General features: G+C 61.2%; 18 protein-coding genes. 11 read left to right on the forward strand and 7 right to left on the reverse strand.

The genetic code is table 11. The features are described 5' to 3' along the window. The first annotated feature begins 41 nt into the window (after positions 1-41). Positions 42-926, forward strand: a complete 885-nt coding sequence (locus B5M06_RS08480; RefSeq protein ID WP_054065484.1) for an endonuclease/exonuclease/phosphatase family protein — start codon at positions 42-44, stop codon at positions 924-926. Positions 927-935: 9 nt separating this feature from the next. Continuing rightward, positions 936-3248 (forward strand): penicillin-binding protein 1C, encoded by a 2313-nt coding sequence (pbpC, locus tag B5M06_RS08485; RefSeq protein ID WP_054065485.1) that lies wholly within the window; start codon positions 936-938, stop codon positions 3246-3248. A gap of 13 nt (positions 3249-3261) precedes the next feature. Here the strand turns inward: pbpC and lldD are convergent, their stop codons facing one another. The 4 genes from lldD to B5M06_RS17655 all read right to left on the reverse strand — a co-directional run bounded on the left by lldD (position 3262) and on the right by B5M06_RS17655 (position 7197). Then, a complete protein-coding gene (gene lldD / locus B5M06_RS08490) occupies positions 3262-4401 on the reverse strand; it encodes an FMN-dependent L-lactate dehydrogenase LldD (RefSeq protein WP_054065486.1) in 1140 nt (379 codons plus the stop codon). Continuing rightward, positions 4398-5168 carry a transcriptional regulator LldR gene (gene lldR, locus B5M06_RS08495; protein ID WP_054065487.1) on the reverse strand — a complete coding sequence of 257 codons (771 nt, stop codon included), beginning with the start codon at positions 5166-5168 and terminating at the stop codon, positions 4398-4400. Before lldR ends, lldD begins: the two co-directional genes overlap by 4 nt. A 20-nt stretch (positions 5169-5188) precedes the next feature. Continuing rightward, positions 5189-6874, reverse strand: a complete 1686-nt coding sequence (gene lldP, locus B5M06_RS08500) for an L-lactate permease (protein ID WP_054065488.1) — start codon at positions 6872-6874, stop codon at positions 5189-5191. 188 nt (positions 6875-7062) lie between these two features. Further along, positions 7063-7197 carry a hypothetical protein gene (locus tag B5M06_RS17655; protein ID WP_275886661.1) on the reverse strand — a complete coding sequence of 45 codons (135 nt, stop codon included), beginning with the start codon at positions 7195-7197 and terminating at the stop codon, positions 7063-7065. Here B5M06_RS17655 and B5M06_RS08505 point away from each other — a divergent pair. Continuing rightward, positions 7196-8374, forward strand: a complete 1179-nt coding sequence (locus tag B5M06_RS08505; protein WP_054065498.1) for an alpha-hydroxy acid oxidase — start codon at positions 7196-7198, stop codon at positions 8372-8374. The genes B5M06_RS17655 and B5M06_RS08505 overlap by 2 nt on opposite strands. Here B5M06_RS08505 and B5M06_RS08510 read toward each other — a convergent pair. Then, positions 8371-9786, reverse strand: a complete 1416-nt coding sequence (locus tag B5M06_RS08510) for a sensor histidine kinase (RefSeq protein ID WP_054065489.1) — start codon at positions 9784-9786, stop codon at positions 8371-8373. The genes B5M06_RS08505 and B5M06_RS08510 overlap by 4 nt on opposite strands. Next, positions 9779-10465, reverse strand: coding sequence for a response regulator transcription factor (locus B5M06_RS08515; RefSeq protein WP_054065490.1), 687 nt, complete (start codon positions 10463-10465; stop codon positions 9779-9781). The genes B5M06_RS08510 and B5M06_RS08515 overlap by 8 nt, the downstream gene beginning before the upstream one ends. Positions 10466-10678: 213 nt before the next feature. On the opposite strand from B5M06_RS08515, the gene phnD reads away from it, so the two are divergent. The 8 genes from phnD (at position 10679) to B5M06_RS08555 (ending at position 20875) form a co-directional block, all read left to right on the forward strand. After that, a complete protein-coding gene (gene phnD / locus B5M06_RS08520; RefSeq protein ID WP_054065491.1) occupies positions 10679-11671 on the forward strand; it encodes a phosphate/phosphite/phosphonate ABC transporter substrate-binding protein in 993 nt (330 codons plus the stop codon). Positions 11672-11771: 100 nt separating this feature from the next. Then, positions 11772-12557, forward strand: a complete 786-nt coding sequence (gene phnC / locus B5M06_RS08525) for a phosphonate ABC transporter ATP-binding protein (RefSeq protein ID WP_054065492.1) — start codon at positions 11772-11774, stop codon at positions 12555-12557. After that, a complete protein-coding gene (gene phnE, locus B5M06_RS08530; protein ID WP_054065493.1) occupies positions 12545-13342 on the forward strand; it encodes a phosphonate ABC transporter, permease protein PhnE in 798 nt (265 codons plus the stop codon). The genes phnC and phnE (B5M06_RS08530) overlap by 13 nt, the downstream gene beginning before the upstream one ends. 1 nt (position 13343) lies before the next feature. Further along, positions 13344-14156 carry a phosphonate ABC transporter, permease protein PhnE gene (phnE, locus tag B5M06_RS08535; RefSeq protein WP_420809965.1) on the forward strand — a complete coding sequence of 271 codons (813 nt, stop codon included), beginning with the start codon at positions 13344-13346 and terminating at the stop codon, positions 14154-14156. A 230-nt stretch (positions 14157-14386) separates the two neighbouring features. Further along, positions 14387-15322 (forward strand): DMT family transporter, encoded by a 936-nt coding sequence (locus B5M06_RS08540; RefSeq protein ID WP_054065499.1) that lies wholly within the window; start codon positions 14387-14389, stop codon positions 15320-15322. 60 nt (positions 15323-15382) lie between these two features. Continuing rightward, a complete protein-coding gene (gene dinB, locus B5M06_RS08545; RefSeq protein WP_054065500.1) occupies positions 15383-16591 on the forward strand; it encodes a DNA polymerase IV in 1209 nt (402 codons plus the stop codon). A gap of 228 nt (positions 16592-16819) precedes the next feature. Continuing rightward, entirely contained in the window at positions 16820-18385 is a 1566-nt protein-coding gene (locus tag B5M06_RS08550; protein WP_054065501.1) for a methyl-accepting chemotaxis protein, read from the forward strand. Positions 18386-18739: 354 nt separating this feature from the next. Further along, complete coding sequence (locus B5M06_RS08555) at positions 18740-20875, forward strand: hypothetical protein (RefSeq protein WP_162777371.1); 2136 nt, start codon at positions 18740-18742, stop codon at positions 20873-20875. A gap of 48 nt (positions 20876-20923) precedes the next feature. On the opposite strand, the gene B5M06_RS08560 is transcribed toward B5M06_RS08555, so the two are convergent. Next, a complete protein-coding gene (locus B5M06_RS08560) occupies positions 20924-21763 on the reverse strand; it encodes a hypothetical protein (RefSeq protein ID WP_080025204.1) in 840 nt (279 codons plus the stop codon). Positions 21764-21833: the final 70 nt, after the last annotated feature.

Raw genomic sequence — 21833 nt, forward strand, 5'->3', positions numbered from 1 at the left:
TGCTGACGTTATGTAGGAATCTTTTCTAGAAAGCTCTTTTCATGCAACTGGTCACATGGAATACGCAATGGTGCTGTGGAGTGGACGGAGTCGTCAGCCCAGAGCGTATTGTGCAAACCGCACAGGCAATGGGTGCGTTTGATGTGCTGTGCTTGCAGGAGATAGCTGTCAACTACCCCAAGCTGCAAGGCGGTCCTGAGCACCAGCTGCAGCAGTTGCAGGACTTGCTGCCCGGCTGGTCGTTCTGCTTTGGTCCCTCCGTACATGAGTGGACTGCCGCAGGCGAGCAGCAGTTCGGCAATCTGATTGCGACGCAGTTGCCCGTACTGCAGGTGCAGCACTATCCTCTGCCGTATCCCGCGGACGAAAACATTCGCAGCATGCCGCGCATGTGCACGGTGGTGACCGTACAAGACCCCAAACTTGGCCCGGTGCGGGTGATGACCACGCATCTGGAATACCACTCGCAGTGCCAGCGTCTGGCTCAGGCTCGCTACCTGCGACGCATGCATTTTGAAGCGCTGTCACACACTGATTCCCAGCCGCAGTTTGCGCAGGATGGCTCGCCCTATCAGGCCAAGGCGCATACCAGTCATGCCGTACTGTGCGGTGACTTTAACTTTGGGGTGGGTCAAGCTGAATACGAAGCGCTCATGGCCAAGGCGCAGCCCATGGAGTGTCTGGAAGCAGGCTGGCCGGAGCGCGTGGTGGGCGCACGCTGGCACGATGCATGGACGGTGCTGCATGCGCAGCAGCCTCATGCACCGACTTTTGGTGTGTATGACAACACGTATGCACCTGAGCCCATGGCCTGTGATTTTGTCTGGCTCAGCGACAGCCTGCGCAGCCAGATTCGCAGCATGCAGGTCGATACGCAGACACAGGCTTCGGACCATCAGCCTATTCGCGTGGTGATCGGCGGCTGAATGGGGGGGATGGCAATGCGCCGCCTTGCTCTGGTCATTGGCCTGTGCTGGCCTTTGCTGGTGAGTGCGCTGCCATCGTTCCAAGAGGTTCGCAGCAGCCATCAGTCCTCCGAAACACTGTTTCTTTCGCGAGAAGGCGAGGTGCTGCAGCGACAGCGCACGGACTTCAGTGTGCGCCGTGGACAGTGGATCGCACTCCAGGATGTATCTCCAGCCTTGCTGCTGGCACTGCTGGTGAGTGAAGACCAGCGTTTTTATGCCCACAGCGGGGTGGACTGGAAGTCGGTATCCGCTGCTGCGTGGGCCAATGTCTGGCACCAGAAAACGCGGGGGGCGAGCACCATCACCATGCAGCTGGTCGGGCTGCTGCAAGAGGACTTGCGTGCGCGCAATCAAGGGCGCAGCGTAGGACAAAAAATCAGCCAGGCCTGGGGAGCCACGCAGCTGGAGCGCCAGTGGCGCAAGGATGAAATTCTGGAGGCCTATCTCAATCTGCTGCCGTTTCGTGGTGAGCTGGTGGGAATTGATGCGCTGAGTCGTACCCTGTTTGGCAAGGCCGTGCATGGGCTGGATGCCATGGAAGCGTCCATCGCCGCAGCACTGGTGCGAGGCCCCAATGCCAGTGCACAGGTGGTGGCACAGCGTGCCTGCCAGGTGTGGCAGGAGCTGGTGACGCAAAAGCTGATCGTGTCTCAGGCAGACTGTGCCGCCTTGCAGTGGCGCACACCACAGCTGCTGCAGGCCAGGCGCTGGCCTGCCAGCGAAGGCATGGCTGCGCACTGGGCGCAACGCGTTTGGGCGGCGCGTGATTCAGCAGCGCCGCCGCCCGCATCGGGCATGCGCACCACAGTCAGTGCCGCGGTACAGCGCCTGGCGCTGGAGAGTGTGCAGCGCCATCTGCGTGAGCTGCAGGGCCGCAATGTGGAAGATGCAGCGGCGGTGGTGCTGGACAACCGCAGTGGCGAAGTGCTGGCATGGGTGGGCTCTTCGGGCGGCCTGAGTCAGGCAATGGAAGTTGATGGTGTACTGGCCTGGCGTCAGCCTGGCTCAACGCTCAAGCCCTTTCTGTACGCACAGGCGCTCGATGAGCAGCGGCTGACCGCCGCCTCTTTGTTGGAAGACTCGGCAGCCCAGATTGCAACAGGCGCGGGGCTGTATATCCCGCAGAACTATGACCGGCGCTTCAAGGGCTGGGTGTCGGTGCGCATGGCGCTGGCATCGTCGTTGAATGTGCCTGCCGTGCGCACGCTGGTGATGGTGACGCCCGATGCTTTCTTTGAGCAACTGCAAGCGCTGGGGCTGCCGCTGCGCGAGAGCGCGGGTTTTTATGGCTACAGCTTGGCGCTGGGCAGTGCCGAGGTGCCGCTGTTGCACCTGACCAATGCCTACCGGGCGCTGGCCAATGGCGGGCAGTTTTCTGCGGTAGCGCCAGCGTTGCAAGGGCTGGGTACGCAGGCACCAGCGGTGAAAGCTGTGTCGCCACAAGCAGCATTTATCGTCGCCGATATCTTGTCGGACCCGCACGCACGCGCGCCGACGTTTGGTCTGGACAGTGTGCTGGCAACGCGCTTTTGGACTGCCGTGAAGACGGGCACCAGCAAAGACATGCGCGACAACTGGGCGGTAGGTTGGTCGCAGCGCTACACGGTGGGCGTGTGGGTGGGCAATGCCTCGGGCGCAGCCATGCATGGCGTGAGTGGCAGCAGCGGCGCAGCGCCCATTTGGGCCGACATCATGGCCGGGCTGCATGCCAAGCAGGGCAGCCACGCGCCTCAAGCGCCGCAAAGCGTGCGCCGCGAAGCGGTGCGTTTTGTCAGTGACAGCCATGCCCAAGCACTGGAGCCAGCGCGCCAAGAGTGGTTCATTGACGGTACACAGCAGTCGGTATTTGCTATTAATAAAAAAGCTGCTAGCGCTGCATCAGCAAGGAATTCAAATGGTTTTGTAGCTGAAAACCAGCATGTGTCAGCCATAGTAGCTATTAAAAAAGATAGTAGCCTCTTGCGCGCGCAGATCACGCAACCTGTGAGCGGCACGATTTTGGCGCTGGACCCAGACATTCCACCGCAGCACCAGCGCGTGCCATTGCAGCTGCGTTGGTTGGGCGCTGCCCAAGCACCGCAGACGGGGAGCCAACGTGTGCGTTGGGTGCTGGTGACGCGCCAGCCGCAGCCTGCGCGCCAAGAGATTGGGCGCGGCAACTCCGTCGATTGGTTGCCGTGGCCGGGGCGGCATCGTTTAGAGTTGCAAGATGCTGCAGGCCGCGTGCTTGACAGCGTAGAGCTGGAAGTGCGCGGTGCTGCAGCCCGTGCAGCACCGTAAAGGCTGCAGCTTGTTAGCCCTCGCGCACCAACAGGTCGCCAGTAATTTCAGCCACGTTTTTCACACTGGTCAGCGTCATGGCCACGCGCATTTCTTTTTCCAGCAGGTTTAACAGGTTGGTCACGCCAGCGCCGCCTTCTGCTGCCAAGGCGTAGATGTAGGCGCGGCCAATCATGGTGCAGTCTGCCCCCAAGGCCAGCATGCGCACGATGTCCAAACCATTGCGAATGCCGGAGTCTGCCAAGATTTTGATCTGGCCTTTGACCGCATCGGCAATCGCTGGCAGCGCGCGGGCCGAGGATAGAACGCCATCGAGCTGGCGGCCGCCGTGGTTGGAGACGATGATGCCGTCCGCGCCAAAGCGCACCGCGTCTTTGGCGTCTTCAGGGTCGAGAATGCCTTTGATGACCATGGGCCCTTTCCAGAAGTCGCGAATCCACTCCAAGTCTTTCCAAGAAATGGAAGGGTCAAAGTTCGCGCCCAGATAGCCCATGTAGTCTTCGAGGCTCACGTTTTTACTCAGATAGGTCGAGATATTGCCCAGCGTGTGGGGGCGGCCCAGCAGGCCCACATCCAAAGCCCACTGCGGGTGCGTGACCGATTGCAGGTAGCGGCGCATGGCAGCGTTGGGGCCGCTCATGCCCGAATGCGCATCGCGGTAGCGCGCGCCGGGCACCGGCATATCGACGGTGAACACCAAGGTCGAGACGCCCGCTGCCTGCGCACGCTCCAAGGCGTTTTTCATAAAGCCGCGGTCTTTGAGCACGTACAGCTGAAACCACATGGGGCGGCCTAGCTTGGGCGCCACTTCTTCAATCGGGCAGACCGAGACGCTGGACATGGTGAACGGAATGCCCTTGGCATCCGCTGCCGTGGCGGCTTGCACTTCACCGCGGCGGGCGTACATGCCCGTCAAACCCACGGGCGAGAGCGCCACGGGCAGGGCCAGCTTTTCGCCAAACAGCTCAATGCTGGTGTCTAGCTGGCTCATGTCTTTGAGCACGCGCTGGCGCAAGGCCACGTCCGCCAAGTCATCCACATTGCGTGCCAGCGTTTTTTCAGCGTAAGCACCGCCGTCGATGTAGTGGAAAAGAAAAGGCGGCAGGCGCTTTTGGGCGGCCGCGCGGTAATCGGTGGTGGAGGAGATGATCATGAAAAACTCTCTGCGGTAGAGGAAAAGCGCTGCAGCCGCTGGCGGCGGGCGGCATCGGCGTCGGCCTGGGTCAGGCGTTGGTGGACGTAGGACAGGTGATCGCTGATGGCGGCTCTGGCCTGCTCCGGTTCGCCGTCGATGATGGCCTGCATGAGCGCGTGATGCTGCTGCGTCAGCCGGTCCAGGGTGCCGGGTTCGCTGTGCACGAACATCAGCCGCCGGTTTTGCGCCACGGTGCCCAGCACCAGCTCGAACAGGCTGCCCATCATCTGCACCAGCACGGCATTGTGTGACGCTTCGGCAATCGCCAGATGGAACTGCGCATCGGCCCGGGCGGCGTTGACCGCGTCCTGGGCCTGCTGGTGGCGCAGCATGTCGTCAAAGCAGCGCCGGATGCGGTCCCGGTCCTGATCGGTGGCGCGCTGGGCGGCGTACCAGGCGGTACTCAGCTCCAGCGCCTGGCGCGCCTCCAGCACGTCGTAGCGGTACTGGGGGTCGTCGCGCAGCAAAGAGGCCAGCGGCGCGACGGCCTGCTCGTGCCACAACGGCGCGTGGGCGCAGACAAAGGTGCCTGCGCCCACACGGCTTTCCAGCACGCCCCGGCTGGAAAGCCGCTGGATGGCCTCGCGCAGCGCGGTGCGCGAAACGCCCATCTGCTCGGCCAGTGCGCGTTCGGTCGGCAATCGCGCGCCCGGCTGGAGCTGGCGCTCTTGAACCAGCTCCAGCAGTTGGCAGGCGACGCGATCGGACAGGCGTAGGGTGGACATGGAATTTCCCGGGATGTTGGTTACAAACCCGGAATCATCCACGGGAACACATAGGCCTGCAATGTGCAAATGATGCCGATGATGACCAGGAAAGCCAGGCTGTGCTTGACGGTGAAGCGGAACAGGTCCGACTCCTTGCCCGCCAGGCCCACTGCCGCGCAGGCGATGGCGATCGACTGGGGCGAGATCATCTTGCCCGTAACGCCGCCGGTGGTATTGGCGGCCACGGCCAGCACTTCGGGCAGGCCCAGCTGCGCTGCCGTCGTGGCTTGCAGTGCGGCGAACAAGGCATTGGCCGAGGTGTCAGACCCTGTCAGGAACACGCCGATCCAGCCCAGGAAGGGCGAGAAGAACACAAACGCCTTGCCGGTGTGCGCCAGCGCAATCGCCAGCGTGGTGGACAGGCCCGAGTAGTTGGCGATGAAGGCGAAGGCCAGCACCATGCCGATGGAGTAGATGGGCAGGGCCAGTTCCTTGAACGTCTCGCCCAGGGTTTTGATGGCCTCGGCGGGTTTCATGCGTAGATAGACGATGGTCAGCACCGTAGCAATCAGAATGGCCGTGCCGGTGGCCGAGAGCCAATTGAAGGCATAGACCGCGCCATAAGCTGTGGGGTTGGCCACAGCAGGCGGCATTTTTTCCACCAGGTTGTGCAGCATGGGTACGGGGATGCTGATGATGGTGTCGGCCAAGGGGCCGCCAGCGGCGAACAGCGCCTTGAAGGGCGGAATGCTCCACAGCGTCACCATGGCCGTCAGGATGATGAAGGGCGACCAGGCTTTGAGCACCACGCCGGTTGTCAGCTTGACGGCAGGCGCGGCCAGGTTTGCCTTGGCGGCATCGGCCACGGGGTTGGTGCCAGCTTCAGGCGCAAAACGGAAGATGGTCTTGGGCTGCCAGAACTTCAGGAAAGCGGTCAGCGCCACCAGTGCGACGATGGCCGAGGTGATGTCCGGCAGCTCGGGGCCGACGTAGTTGGCCGTCAGGAACTGCACCACCGCGAAGCTGCCGCCGCCCACCAGCACGGCGGGCCAGGTTTCCTTCACGCCGCGCCAGCCATCCATGATGGCCATCAGCCAGAACAGCACGATGATGGTCATGAAAGGCAGCTGGCGGCCCGCCATCTGGCTGATCTCCATGGTATCGACGCCCGACACCTGGCCCGCCACGATGATCGGAATGCCCATGGCGCCAAATGCCACGGGCGCGGTATTGCCGATCAGGCACAGCCCGGCGGCATACAGCGGCTTGAAGCCCAGGCCCACCAGCAGCGCCGCCGTGATGGCCACGGGTGCGCCGAAACCGGCTGCGCCTTCCAAGAAAGCGCCGAAGCAAAAGCCCACCAGGATCAACTGCAGCCGCTGGTCTTCCGTCACTGACAGGATGGACGAGCGGATGATGTCGAACTGCCCGGTCTTGACCGATACCTTGTACAGGAACACTGCGGCCACGATGATCCAGGCAATCGGCCACAGACCGTAGAAGAAGCCATAGACCGCCGATGCCAGCGCACTTGCCACAGGCATGCGGTAAAACAGCAGCGCCACCGCCAGTGCCAGCGCCACCGTGATGGTGCCTGCGATGTAACCCTTCATGCGCAGCTTGGTCAGCGCGAGGAAAAAGAAAATGATGGGGATCAGCGCAACCAGCGCCGAGACCCACACATTCCCTGCGGGGTCATAGTTCTGTGACCATATTTCTTGCATTACCTTGAATCTCCTGAGCTGGATGGCGTAGATGGGAAAACGGCCCGGCCTTCCAAGCGTCTTCCCGCAATGGGTTTCAACAGACCCGGGCAGGATGTGCGCAAACAGAGCGCCCCAAAGCCGCGGTGGCATTTGGGGCGCAGGGATGCGGCGCATAAAACCCGCACCACAGAAATTGGTAGGATCAATTACACGATTTCCAGGCGGTTTGGATTGTAGAAGTAGGGTTTTGTGCCTGAATATGTGGTTTTCCCTGGGTTATTGGTGTGACCAATTTGCCAAATGCCTAGCCCCAGGCTTTTTTTTGAAACAATGCATGCCATGGTCAACCTCTCCCAAATCACCTGTATCGAAGACCTGCGCGTGATCGCCAGGCGGCGCGTGCCGCGCATGTTTTATGACTATGCAGACTCCGGCTCCTACACCGAAGGCACTTACCGCGCCAATGAGCAGGACTTCCAGAAGATCAAGCTGCGCCAGCGTGTGGCCGTGAACATGGAAGGGCGCAGCACACGCACCACCATGATTGGTCAAGACGTGGCCATGCCCGTGGCCATAGCGCCCACAGGGCTGACCGGCATGCAGCATGCGGATGGAGAGATTCTGGCGGCCAAAGCGGCCAAGGAATTTGGCATTCCTTTCACCCTGTCCACCATGAGCATTTGCTCGCTGGAAGATATTGCCGAGCACACAGACCGCCACCCCTTCTGGTTTCAGTTGTACGTGATGCGCGACAAGGCTTTCATGGAGCGCCTGATTGACCGTGCCAAGGCTGCGAACTGCTCGGCACTGCAGTTGACGCTGGACCTGCAGATCCTGGGGCAGCGCCACAAGGACATCAAGAACGGCCTGTCCACGCCGCCTAAGCCCACACTGAAAAACCTCATCAACCTGGCCACCAAGCCCCGCTGGTGTCTGGGCATGCTGGGCACCAAGCGTCGCAGCTTCGGGAACATCGTGGGTCACGTAGACGGTGTGGAAGACATGAGCTCACTCTCGTCCTGGACGGCGGATCAGTTCGACCCCACCCTTAACTGGAACGATGTGGAGTGGATCAAGCAGCGCTGGGGCGGCAAGCTTATCCTCAAGGGGTTGATGGATGCTGAGGACGCACGCCTGGCCGCGCAGAGCGGAGCGGATGCGATGGTGGTGAGCAACCATGGTGGTCGCCAGCTGGATGGCGCACCGGCTTCGATTGATGCCCTGCCCAGCATGGTGGAAGCGGCCGGCGAGCATCTGGAAGTCTGGATGGATGGCGGCGTTCGCAGCGGGCAGGATGTGCTCAAGGCCCGTGCACTGGGTGCGCAGGGGGTGCTGATCGGGCGCAGTTTCCTCTACGGCCTCGGTGCCTTTGGTCAGGCGGGCGTGAGCAAGGCGCTGCAGATCATCCAGAAGGAGCTTGATACCTCCATGGCTTTCTGTGGCCATACCAACATCAATACGGTAGATAAGAACATCTTGGTGCCGGGTACCTACCCCACCCCGTTTGAAGCACGTTAAGCCCGTGCGGTATGGGGCAGCCAGAGCATGGCATCGACGCCTGCGATCTTGCCCTGCACCACGCGGTTGCGAATCACCAGGCTGCCGCCGCAGGCCTGCGCCAGATCACGGCTGATGGTCAGGCCCAGCCCCACGCCTTGGTGGCTTTCGCTCACAAAGGGTGTGAACAGTTCCTGCTGCATCTGAGGGGACAGGCCGGGGCCACTGTCCCACACGCAAATTGCAACGGCCTTTTCCTGCAGGGTCAGGCGTATGCCCAGCGCACCCTGTGCAGGGGTGTGCGTGATGGCATTGCGCAGCAGGTTCATCACAATCTCCTGCAGCATCCAGGCTTCGCCATACCAGGTGAGGGGCTGTGCATCGAGCGCAAAGTCCAGTCCTTTCTGGGCCAGCAGCGGGGATTGTTCCACCACCACATCCTGCAGCAGGGCGCACAGATCCACGGTGTCGGCTGCCGCGTGCGCGGTTTGCTGGGCGCGGTTCCACATCAGCAGCTGGTGAATCAGGCGGGTGGTGCGCTGTGTGGTTCTGGCAATGTCCTGCAGGGCTTCCTGGGCGGAAATATCGCCCTTAAGGCCTGCTTCCGCATGCAGCTGCAGCACGGCCAGCGGTGTACGCATCTGGTGCGAGGCATCGGCCACAAAGCGCTGCTGCTGCTGGCGCGCCAGCCCGATGCGGGCAATCAGGCCATTGAAAGCCTGCACCATGGGCTGCATTTCCCGTGGGGCTTGCTGCTCGGGCAGCGGGGTGATGTCATCGGCCTTGCGCTGCTCTAGCCGACGCGCCAGCTGGTGCAGGGGGCGCAGCGTCATGGTGCTACCCACCCACAGCGTCAGCAGCACCAGCAGCAGCAATGCGCTTTGCTGCCACAGGTTCTGCCAGAGAATTTGCCGCCCGATGGCATAGCGGTGTGCCGCGTACTCGCCCACTTGCACCACCACGTATTGCAGGCCTTGTGCCGATTCCACCGGTTGCCACAGTGCGGCCATGCGCATGGGCTGCTCATGCAGCTCGGTGTCGTACAGCTTCAGGCGTGCGGCGTGGCCATTGTCAAACGCAGGCAGTCCCTGATAGGGCGGAATGGCGGCTTCACCGGCCAGAAAACTGCCATCCAGAAAACTCACGCGGTAGATCAGCGGGCTGCGCTCCGCAGCGGCCGTGTTGCCGGGCAGGGCATCGGCATACATCTCCAGCGCGGCATGGGGCAGGGTGACTTGCAGTTCTCCATCTTCGAGCCAGATCAGGTCTGCCAGCGCATGGGCGGCTGTCACCAGCAGGCGGTCATACGCTGTCTGGGCTGTTTGCAAGGCTGCGCGGTATGAGGCCCAGGCATTGATCAGTACCAGCGCCAGCAAAGGAATGGCCACCCACACCAGCAGGCGCTGGCGCATGCTGGGCGTGCGCTCAGGCATGGACAGCGGCGCCTGGTGTGGTGGCTTGCAGCAGATAGCCCAGGCCGCGCAAGGTGGTCAGCTGCACGCCGGTGCCGTCCAGCTTTTTGCGCAGCCGGTGGACGACGACTTCGACGGCATCGGTCTGTGGGTAGTGGCCTGCGGGAAAGACCAGGGCAGTCAGGCGCTCCTTGGTAACTGCGTAACCGGGGCGCTCCATCAGGGCGCAGAGCAAAGCGTTCTCGCGCGGGGTCAGCTGCAGGGGCAAATCGTTCACATAGCACACACCCGTGGCACGGTCCAGGCGCAGGGGGCCGCAGTTGGCATGGGCCGAGCCAGAGCCCGCGCGGCGGCACAGGGCACGCAGGCGCGCTTCCAGTTCATCCAGGTCAAAGGGCTTGGCCAGGTAGTCATCAGCGCCTGCATTCAGGCCTGCTACCTTGTCACCCACACCACCGCGTGCGGTCACTACCAGCACGGGAAGATTCAATCCCCGCGCACGAATGCGCAGGAGTAAGTGCAAACCATCAACGACAGGGAGCCCCAGATCCAGCATGAGCACATCGAACTGTTCGGTGGCCAGCCGTTCCAGCGCCTGGGCACCGTCGCTGCAGTGCTCAACTACCATGCCTCGGCGGGTGAGCACGCGCAGCAAGGCTGTGCTGAGGTCCAGATCATCTTCGGCCAGTAAAACTTTCATGGGGGGCACAGAGGGCTGGGCAGAGACTGTATCGTTCCCGTTGCGTAGTTACAGAGAAGTTACCGGGAAAGCCGCCCAAAAAGGTGAAAACAGGTATTTTGAAAGTAATCTGAAAGTTAGGTGAAGGCAGCAGGAAAGAAAGCCCATTTCAGTGCGGTTTGTCCTTTTTATAGTTGCGGCAGTTTCAAAACCACCCGCTCAAAGCGCATAGTGATGACCCTCAAATCTACGACACGTGGTGCTCTGGCCGCAGCAGCTGTGCTGGCTTCTTTCGCGGCCTACGCGGCCGAGGATGCCTGCCCCAACCGTGGTGATCTGGACGCGCAGTATTGCGACGCCAACAAGGATCTGGTTGCCGACACCCCTACCGATCCCAAGAAGCTCAAGAACCCCAGCACGCTGGTGTTTGCTTTCACCCCCGTGGAAGACCCCGCGATCTACGAAAAGCTGTTCCGCCCCTTCATGAGCCACCTGTCGCAGTGTGTGGGCAAGAAGGTCGTGTTCTTCCCTGTGCAGTCCAATGCTGCGCAGATTGAAGCCATGCGCTCGGGCCGTCTGCACATTGCGGCTTTCTCGCCCGGCCCCGTGAACTTTGCCGTGAACCTGTCTGGCGCTGTGCCTTTTGCCATCCGTGGCAATGAGCAAGGCCCCGTGGGCATGCACCTGAAGATGATCGTCAAGAAGGACAGCCCCTACCAGTCGCTGGAAGACCTGAAGGGCAAGCGCATTGCGCACACATCGCCTTCGTCCAACTCCGGCAACCTGGCACCTCGTGCGCTGTTCCCCAAGCTGGGCCTGACACCTGATACCGACTACAAGGTGGTGTACTCGGGCAAGCACGATCAGTCCATTCTGGGTGTGAAGACCGGTGACTACGACGCCGCTCCTGTGGCCAGCGACGTGCTGGGCCACATGACCGAGCGCGGCGTGGTGGGCAAGGACGAGTTCCGCGTGCTCTACACCAGCGAGATGTTCCCGACCGACGCCTACGCTTACGCCCACAACCTGGCGCCTGAGCTGCAGGACAAGATCAAGTCCTGCTTCTTTGAATACAAGGTACCCGCCGAGATGGCCAAGGGCCTGGGTGGCGACCGCTTCCTGCCTATTACCTACCAGAAGGACTGGGAACTGGTGCGTACCGTGGCGCAAGCTTCGGGCGAATCTTTCACCCGTGAAGCCTTCGACAAGTCGGCCAAGAAAAAATAATTTTTGACAGCTTGTCAGCGGGCCGACGTCTCCAGCGCGTCGGCCCGCTTTGTCGTTTTTGTCAGGGTGCCTGTGAGCACCTGCCCCAGAGAAAATTGCTATGTCCCCCTCCCAAGCTTCCGGCGCGATTGAAATCCAGCGCCTGGTCAAGGAATACCGCAGCGGCCAGCCCGTGCTCAAGTCCATTGACCTGACCATTCCCAACACCGGCCTGACCAGCATCATTGGCCCCTCGGGCACGGGTAAGTCCACCATGCTGCGCTGTATCAACCGCCTGGTGGATCCCACCTCGGGCAGCATCTGGCTGAACCTCAATGGCCAGCGCGTAGATATGGCTCAGCTCAGGGGCAAGGAACTGCGCCAGGCACGCCGCCATATCGGCATGGTGTTCCAGGAGTACAACCTGGTGGACCGCCTTACGGTGATGGAAAACGTGCTGACCGGCCGCCTGGGCTATCTGTCGGCCTGGCGCGCATGGCGCCGCAAATTTGACGAGCAGGACTTTGCCGATGCCGAGCAGCTGCTCCAGGAAGTGGGCCTGGGCGACTTCATCAACCGCCGTGCCGATGCCCTGAGTGGCGGCCAGCGCCAGCGCGTGGGCATTGCCCGTGCGCTGATGCAACGCCCCTCCGTGCTGCTGGCGGACGAGCCTACTTCGTCGCTGGACCCCAAGACTTCCATCGAAATCATCCAGCTGCTGCGTGAGCAGGGCGTGCAGCGCAACATCCCCGTCATGGTCAATATCCACGACGTGGAATTGGCACGCAAGTACTCGGACCGCATTGTCGGCATGACAGGCGGCCATGTGGTCTATGACGGTGCACCAGAAGGTCTGACCGAAGATCACCTGACAACCATTTACGGTGGCAAAGCATGGCTGGAGTAAGTCGTCACGACACCGGCCGCAAGGCCTTTACGCTGGGCTGGAGCCAGAAGGCGCTGATTGCGCTGACTGTGGTCTATGTGCTGTGGTCGCTGTCCACCATGGGCGTGTCGGCAGAACGTCTGTCTGCAGGCTGGGTGCAGGGTGCGCGTTTTATCGCGCAGATGTTTCCGCCTGAGATGGGCAAGATGGAGGAGCTGTGGCAGGGCATCAAGGAAACCCTGCAGATTGCTGTGCTGGCCACCGTCATCGGTCTGCTGCTGAGTCTGCCTGTGGGCCTGATGTCAGCCTCGAATATGGCTCCCGCCCCTGTGCGTGCCGTGGGCCGCACCATCATTGCCGTGTGCCGCGCGCTGCACCCTGTGATCAGCGCCATTCTGTTTGTGAAGGCCGTGGGCTTTGGTCCGCTGGCCGGCATTCTGGCGCTGGTGGTGGCGACCGTGGGTTTTGTGGGCAAGCTGTTTGCGGATGCCATTGAGGAAATCTCGCCCAAGCCCATTGAAGCCATCCGTGCGACGGGCGCTTCCTTCATGAACGTGGTGCTGTTTGGTGTGCTGCCCCAGGTGATCAGCCGCTTTGTGGGTTTCTCTACCTACCAGCTCGACTCCAACCTGCGCAACTCCACCATGGTCGGCATCGTGGGTGCCGGTGGTATTGGTGGCGTGCTGTTTGCCGCCTTCCTGCGTTACGAATACAACTTTGTGTTCACCATTTTGTTCACCGTGATCGCCATCATTGTGGTGGGCGAACTGGTGGTGGGCGCTGTGCGAAAGGCCCTCAATGTCTGAGATGCCCACTTTGGCTGCTGCCACCGCTCCCGTGAAGTGGGAGCGGTTTACCTTCGGTCAGCGCATGTTGCGTTATGCGCTATGGATCTTCTGCGTCTGGGCCATCGTGCAGTCGGCCGCTTCGATCGAAATCATCCCAGAGTTCCTGTACGACGCGCCGGAACAGATGGCGGACATGCTCAGCCGCATGTGGCCCGTGGACTGGGCGTACTACCAGCCGGACGTGCATATCGGCCTGATGGAAACCATCCAGATGGCCACGCTGGGCACGATTTTGTCGCTGGTCATGGCGCTGCCGCTGGGCGTGATGGTGGCTCCCAATGTCACGCGCAGCAAGCTGCTGAACGTGATTGCCCGCGTGATTCTGGTGACCAGCCGCTCGGTGAATTCGCTGGTCTGGGCCATGCTGTTTGTGGCTATTTTCGGCCCCGGTCCTCTGGCCGGCATGTTTGCCATCGCGCTGCGCTCTGTGGGCTTTGTGGGCAAGCTGGTCGGTGAGGCGCTGGAGCAAATGCCCAAGGGCCCTATCGAAGCCCTGCAGGCCGCCGGTGCCAGCAAGTTCTCGCAGCTGTGGTATGGCTACTGGCCCCAGATCAAACCCGCCTTCTGGTCGGTCACGCTGCTGCGCTGGGACATCAATGTGCGTGAGTCCGGCGTGCTGGGTCTGGTCGGTGCGGGTGGTATCGGTGTGGTGCTCAACACCTGCATCGACCTGTTCCAGTGGGACCGCGTGGCACTGGTGCTGATTTCGATTTTTGCCGTGGTGGCACTGGCGGAAATCGTGGTGCTGCAAATCCGCAAGCGTCTGCTGTGAACGGATTGGACGTCTGATCGCTGCATGCAGCAAGCCACAGTCCGTCAAGGCTGTGGCTTTTTTTTATAGCTGCCAGCGCTTGAAATATATGGATTTCAGATAGTTTTCTATCTGAATTCATTGAAATTCAAGCGCTGGCAGCTATTGTTTTGTTTGTATCGTCAGCCAGAGCCCCTATCTTCGCCATTCAGCGCGAGACGCTGGCGCACGGGCTTCGTATGCTGCTGGACATGACTGATGCAATGGTTTCGTGGGCATGGCTGTGGGTGCCCTTCACCGTATTTGCGGCGCTGGCGCAGACGGTGCGCAACACCGCGCAGCGTTCGCTGACGGCGGAGGTGGGCACGCTCTCTGCCACCTGGGTACGTTTTCTCTTTGGTCTGCCGTTTGCGGCACTGGTGCTGGTGCTGCTGTATGCCGTGCCGGATCAGCCTCCGGCTGTGCCGCATTTCAGCCTGGCTTATGCGTGGTGGATCAGCATAGGTGCGCTGTTTCAGGTGGCGGCCACGGCAGCCCTGCTGCTGGCCATGAAAGAGCGCAACTTTGCCGTGGCCGTGACCTTTTCCAAGACCGAAATCCTGCAGGTGGCTCTGTTCGGCGCGGTCTTTCTGGGTGAGCTGCCCAGCCAACTGGCATTGCTGGCCATGGTCGTCGCCACCGTGGGCGTGTTGCTGCTGTCACTGCCGCCACGTGGCCAGCTGCTTTCGCTGCAGGCGTGGCTGAGCAAATCGGCCCTGTATGGTCTGGTGTGCGGGGCCTGCTTTGCCATTGCCGTGATTGGTTTTCGCGGTGCAGCGCTGGCGCTGCAGGCCGAAACGCCCTGGCTGTCTGGCGCTTGGGGCGTGACGGTGGCGCAGGCCATGCAAAGTGTGGTGCTGGGCGTGTGGGTTGCGTGGAAGACGCCGCAGGGCATACGCCCCGTGCTGCGTGCCTGGAAGGTGTCGCTGCTCGCTGGCTCCATGGGCGCAGCGGCGTCGCTCGCCTGGTTTACGGCCTATGCCATGCAGGATGCCGCCGTGGTGCGCACACTGGGCATGGTGGAAGTGCTGTTCAGCTACATCGTGTCGCGGCGCATCTTCAGCGAAAGCTTCAGCCTGGCCGAAAAGCTGGGCATGGGGCTGATGGTGCTGGGCCTGGTGCTCATCTGCCTGCAGGGCTGGGGCTAAGGCAAGACAATAGGCAGCGTGACCCTGCCTGATCTGCCCCGCCGCATTGCCCATCTGGACATGGATGCTTTTTTTGCATCCGTGGAACTACTGCGCTATCCGCAGCTGCAGGGCCTGCCCGTGGTCATTGGCGGCAGCCGCCACACGCCTGAGCACGAAGCGGAGTTGATAGCGCGCTGGGGGGCGCTGGATCGCATTCCGGTGCAAGCCTTTCCAAAGCTGGGCAGCTATGTGGGGCGCGGCGTCATCACCACCGCCACCTATGCCGCCCGCCAGTTTGGTGTGGGCTCGGCCATGGGCATGATGAAGGCAGCACACCTGTGCCCGCAGGCCATCCTGCTGCCCATCGACTTTGTGCGCTACCGCCAGTATTCACGCGCGTTCAAGGACGTGATTCTGTCCATGGCACCGCTCATGGAAGATCGCGGCATTGATGAGGTCTATATCGACTTCACCCATGTACCCGGCGGGCAAGAGGAAGGCGGCCGCGTGCTGGCAGCGCGTATCCAGCAGGCCATTCATGCGCGTACCCAGTTGACCTGCTCCGTCGGTGTTGCACCAAACAAGCTGCTGGCCAAAATGGCCAGCGAGTTCAACAAGCCGCGCGGTATTTCCATCGTGCAGCCGCAGGATCTGGAAACGCTGATCTGGCCGCTGCCGTGCCGCAAGATCAACGGCATAGGCCCCAAGGCCGGGGCCAAGCTGCAGGCGCTGGGCATTGGCACCATTGGGCAGCTGGCCCAGTGCAGCCTGCCCTGGCTGGTGCAGCACTTTGGCAAGTCCTACGGTGCCTGGTTGCATGCGGCAGCCCATGGCCAGGATGCGCGCCCCGTGGTGACGGAGAGCGAGCCCGTCAGCATGAGTCGTGAAACCACGTTTGCGCGGAACTTGCATGCCGTGCACGACAGGGCAGAGTTGGGCACCATCTTTACCCACCTGTGCGAACGCGTGGCCGAAGACTTACAGCGCAAGGGCTATGCCGGGCGCACCATTGGTGTGAAGCTGCGCTATGCCAGCTTCAAGAGTGTGACGCGGGAGATCAGCATCGATACCTTCACGCAGGATGCGCGCCTGATCCGCCAGGTGGCAGGCCAGTGTCTCAAGCGTGTGCCACTGGAGCAAAGCATCCGGCTGCTGGGCGTGCGCGTAGGCAGCCTCGTGCACTGGAATGCGCACACGCAGCAGGCAGAGGGCGAAGTGGCCACCGCAAGCCGCAGAACTGCAGGAAAAACCGATCCGCTGACTTTGCCGCTGTTTGACGAGCATTGATGCTGGCAGATGGCGCTGGGCCAGTCTGCACAGGGCTTGGCGATCGCCTCCTCACCTCCATTGCTCTTAGTGTGGTTTGTGGGTATTTCCTGCTGGTTTGTGCAGAAAGCTGGTGAGGTATCTGGGAATAAAGGCTTGTGAGCGAATGTGTCTTTGTTTATGGGATGATCTGCGGCCTTGCCGATTGCATCTTTGCGATGCATGAACGCCGTTAGCTTGGAGATGTGTGTGCGTTTGAACCTCCCCGTAACCCAAAATAATTACGATTTCCCGGGCGATGAATTGCTGGTGTCCGTGACAAACACCAAAGGCGAAATTACCCACTGCAACCCCGCGTTCATTCGCGTCAGCGGCTATCAGTATGAAGAGCTGATCGGGCAGCCCCATAACATGATCCGGCATCCAGACATGCCGGAGGCTGCCTTCAAGGACATGTGGCGCACCATTGCGCATGGCTATCCCTGGTCGGGCATTGTGAAGAACCGTCGCAAAAACGGTGATCACTACTGGGTCAAGGCCAATGTCACCCCCATCATGGAAAACGGCAAGCCCAAGGGCTATCTGTCGGTGCGAACCAAGCCTGCGGCAGAGGAAGTGCAGGCCGCGCAGGCGCTGTATGCACATATGAATGAAGAGGCCAAGTCCGGCCATCTGACCATGCGCCTGCGTGCTGGCAAGGTGCGGCGACTGGGGCTGGCGGGGCTGGGCGCACAGCTCAGCGATATCGATCTGTTGCCACGCATGGTGCTCATGCTGGCCATCATGGCGCTGGTGACCATGCTGCCAGACCTGCTGGGCTGGCAGGGTGTGCAGGCATGGGGGCTGCGCCTAGCGGCACTGGTGCTGGGCAGCGCATGGATTGCATGGCGCTTCAAGTCCCGCTGTGTAGATGGCATTGAAAAGGCCAATGCCTGGGCCGCACAGATGGCCAGCTGTAATCTGACGAGCAGCTACGACCATAACTACACCGGCGCGGTAGGCACCTTGATGGCGCGCCTGCAGCAGATTCAGATCAACCTGCTGGCCGTGGTGGGGGATGTGCTCTCCGAAGTGCGTGGCTTTACGGCCATGTCCCATGAGATGAGTAGCAGCAACCAGGACCTGGCCAAGCGCACGGAAGCGCAGGCCTCTGATCTGGAAGAAACCGCTGCCTCGATGGAACAGATTGCTGGCACCGTGCTGCATACGGCTGACATGGCGCAGCAGATGGAGCAGGAAAGTAACCAGAGCAAAGAAGTGGTCAGCCGCAGCGGCGAAGCCATTCAGGAAGTGGGCGTGGCCATGGAGCGTATTCGCCAGTCCTCGACCCGCATGCGCGAAATCATTGGTGTGATTGAAAGCATTGCCTTCCAGACCAATCTGCTGGCGCTCAACGCCGCGGTGGAAGCGGCGCGTGCTGGCGAGCAAGGCCGTGGCTTTGCCGTGGTGGCCGGGGAAGTGCGCGCACTGGCGCAGCGCAGCGCCAGCGCAGCCAAGGAAATTGGGGCGCTGATCAACCATACGGTAGACGGCATCAATGACGGCAATGCACGCATGCAGGCTGCGGGCAAGACCATTGAAGGCATGGTCGAAGCGGTGGAGCGTGTGGGGGAACTGGTGCACCAGATCAGCCTGGCCACGCGCGAGCAGTCACTGGGTATTTCGCATGTGAATGAGGCTGTGGCTTCGCTCGAGGTGATGACACAGCAGAACACGGCGCTGGTGGAAGAGTCCACCAGCTCGGCGGAAGCACTGAATGCACGGGCACAAAGCCTGCAGCGGTCGGTAGCTTTCTTCAACCTGACAGCCTCATAAGCAGCAGATGTGCGCAATGCGCAGACATGACATGCCGTTCACTCCGCGGGGTGAGCGGCATTTTTTTATGGCAGCGTCCCGCCACCTTCGTGGTGTGCATGGGCACTGGTATGGGTAATGGCCTATTTGTGCAACAGCTTATCGTGCACAAAGGTCCAGCTTGGTTAGCATGCAGGGATGCAAGTTTTGTTTATTGTTCTGGCGATCATTGTTTTGCTGCTGTGGGGCTGGAGGCAACTTCGTCGCCACAGCAAGCAGGGCACAGCTCAGACCCAGGCAAAACAGCCTCTAATCCAGAAATCAGAGACTGAGGACGCTGCAGCCTCGGCGCCGGAGCCTGAAGAGCCCAGCAGCATGCCTGCCGATGTGAAGTTTCGCATGCAGGGTGAGCGCGGTATGGGTGGCCCTGTCTATGGTGATGTGCTGTGCAGCGATGGGGTGTATCTGCCACAGGTTTGGGAGTCTGATTTCCACACTTCCTTTGATGGACGCTGGATTCGTACAGGCTCGTACGGCGGGGCAACGCCGCGCCTGCTCGATCGCAAAAGCCGTCGTTCCTGGCAGCTCAGTGTGGCAGAAGCTGCGCTGGTGGACGATCTGCACTGGCGCCTGCCGCGCTGGAGTGGAGAAAGCGAAGGGGGCAATGGCATTGCTGCAGATACGCACAGTGTGCTGACGGATACCGCCTTTGAAGCATGGCTGAGCAAGCATGTCAGTCAGAAAGCTCAGGCACTGGTGCCAGTGTGTGATCTGTGGGTGCCTGTGGAATACATCCCTGACGAGGCACAGGCCCCCGCACTGCAGATTCCACAGCCAGACAATGCCGTGGTGCAGGTGACGGTACAGCGATTCTGGCCTGCTTCCCTGCGCGAGCTGGAGCATCCGCTGGAGCCCTTGTTTACTCCTTACTGGCAACTGCAGATCAATGGCGAGACGCAATCGTGGGTGATTGACTGCAAGAGCCCCTGTGTATGGCGTCCCGATGGTCAGGCCTTTGCCTGCTATGGCTATCCCATCACCAAGGATGGGCGAAAACCCAGTCTGCGTCTGGGGGTGTGGAGCCAGGCATTTGGTGGGCAGCAATGGTCGGAATGGCTACCTCAGGATCGCAAGCCCTGGGCTGTGATGCCATGCCTGCCAGCAGAAACGGAAACCGAGCAGGCATTGCCTGCCCTGATGTGGGATGTCGGCGAGCTGCTGCAGCGCGTGGAAATGGATACGCCGGAACTGGAGCGGCTGCATGACGGCAGGCATCTGAGCTGTGTCATGTCTCAGCTGTATGCAACGTCCAGACACCTTGATGACGGGCGTGTCAGGCTCAAGCCCATTCCTGCACGCCAGTTTCTCTGGCGCAGGGATCTGCATCACCCGAATAACTGGGTAGCGCAGAGTGAGCCCGTCGCAGGCTTGCCGCTGCTGTGGACGCTGGTGCACGACGCGCAGGATGAACGGGGTGCGACGGCGGCCTATACCGTGCAGTGGGGAGAGCAGCAGCTGCCAGGCCTGTGGGAGCTGGAACATGTGGTGGTGGATGGCCGCTGGGCGCTGCTGTGCCCATGGGGGGAGTCACCCCTCAGGGGTGGCAAGCCTGTGCCCTGGGTCTGGGATGGCAAACAGCTCAACACCATTGAAATGAACTGGCCTGTGCTGCGCATGCGCCCACATGTCAAGCCAGGGCATGCACAGGCGCTGGTGATTGTGGGGTGTGGCCCCGACAACAGCAATCTGAGCAGCAGTGGTCTGTGGCGCTGGCCCCTGCAGTTGGCCGATGCCACCAATCTGAGCAAACAGGGCTGGATGCCGGCCTATGAGTGGCGCGATCTGGCTGTCAATGCACAGGGCATCTGGCAGCTGCTGCCTCGCTGGCGTGAGGTGCAGCAGATTCAGCACCCCAGCGCAGACGGAGACTATGTCTGGCGCTATCCAGCAGTGCGTGATGCCGTGTGGTGGTGGGGTGGCTTGCATAACACCATGAGCAGCCAGTGGCGCCCTAAGGCACCGCGTTGTGAAGGTGTGCTGGTGACGCAGTCCGGGGCCGTGCTCTGTGGGGTTGGTCCTAGCATTTGCCCGCACTATGCGGGTGATGGCTGGCTGGTGCTGGAGTGGCTGGCTCGCGGTCAGAATGATGAAGCCAATCACTGGAAGGTGCACTGGCTGCGGCCCAAAAAACATGAGGTGCTGACGTTGGAGCTGCGTGCCTATCTGCCAGTGCTGCAATCCTGGAATGCACAGCAAGGCGTGACGTGGATAGACACAGGTTTGCCTGCGCCTGATACCCAGACAGATGACGCCACAGCCAGCCCGCACTTGCCCAGCAGTGAACAGGTGATAGCTCCCATGCGCTGGGAAGAGGCTCAGCTGGAGGTACTCAAGCAAAGCCCTGTGGGGCTGTGGGTCAGAAAGCAGGATGCGGTCTATGCCGATGCCATCGTGCTGCGTGATGATTGGCCGTGGAACAAGCCCCAGCCTCCGGCTGCGCAGCGCACATAAAAAAACCGGCACGCAGCCGGTTTTTTTATGTCAGCAGACCAGGCCTGTTCAGGGCTTGTTGCCGGTAGGGAATGGCCATGCCGCTTGAGGTGCCAGCACAGTTTGTGCGACAGGTGCAGTGGTTGCAGCGGTCTTCTTGGCGGGAACCGCAGCTTTCTTTGCAGGAGCAGCGGCCTTCTTGGCGGGGGCTGCAGCTTTCTTCGCAGGAGCAGCGGCCTTCTTGGCGGGAGCAGCAGCTTGCTTTGCAGGGGCAGCGGCCTTCTTGGCGGGAGCAGCAGCTTGCTTTGCAGGGGCAGCGGCCTTCTTGGCGGGGGCAGCGGCTTTCTTTGCAGGGGCAGCGGCCTTCTTGGCAGGGGCTGCAGCTTTCTTCGCAGGAGCAGCGGCCTTCTTGGCGGGAGCAGCAGCCTTCTTGGCTGTAGTGGTCGCAGCCTTGGCAGTGCTTGCTGCAGCCTTCTTGGCAGGAGCAGCAGCCTTCTTGGCGGTGGTGCTTGCTGGCTTCTTGGCCGCAGTGGTTGCAGCCTTGGCGGTGCTTGCCTCAGCCTTTTTGGCAGGAGCGGCAGCCTTCTTGGCGGTGGTGCTTGCTGGCTTCTTGGCCGCAGTGGTTGCAGCCTTGGCGGTGCTTGCCTCAGCCTTCTTGGCAGGAGCGGCAGCCTTCTTGGCGGTGGTGCTTGCTGGCTTCTTGGCAGCAGTAGTTGCAGCCTTGGCAGTGCTTGCTGCAGCTTTCTTGGCAGGAGCAGCAGCCTTCTTGGCGGTGGCTGTGCTTGTCTTCTTGGCAGCAGTTGCAGTCTTGGTGGCTGCAGCTACTTTTTTGGTTGTTTCGGTCTTGGCGGTATCAGCCTTGCTTGCTGGGGTGGCTTTTTTATCAGCCGCTTTTTTTGCAGTTGCCATCGTTTTCTCCTTTATCGGTTTGTACACAGCGTTTTCGTGTTCTCACCGAAGTGCGATCACTGGCCATTGC

Source organism: Comamonas kerstersii, assembly GCF_002056725.1.
Taxonomy (GTDB): Bacteria; Pseudomonadota; Gammaproteobacteria; order Burkholderiales; family Burkholderiaceae_C; genus Comamonas; species Comamonas kerstersii.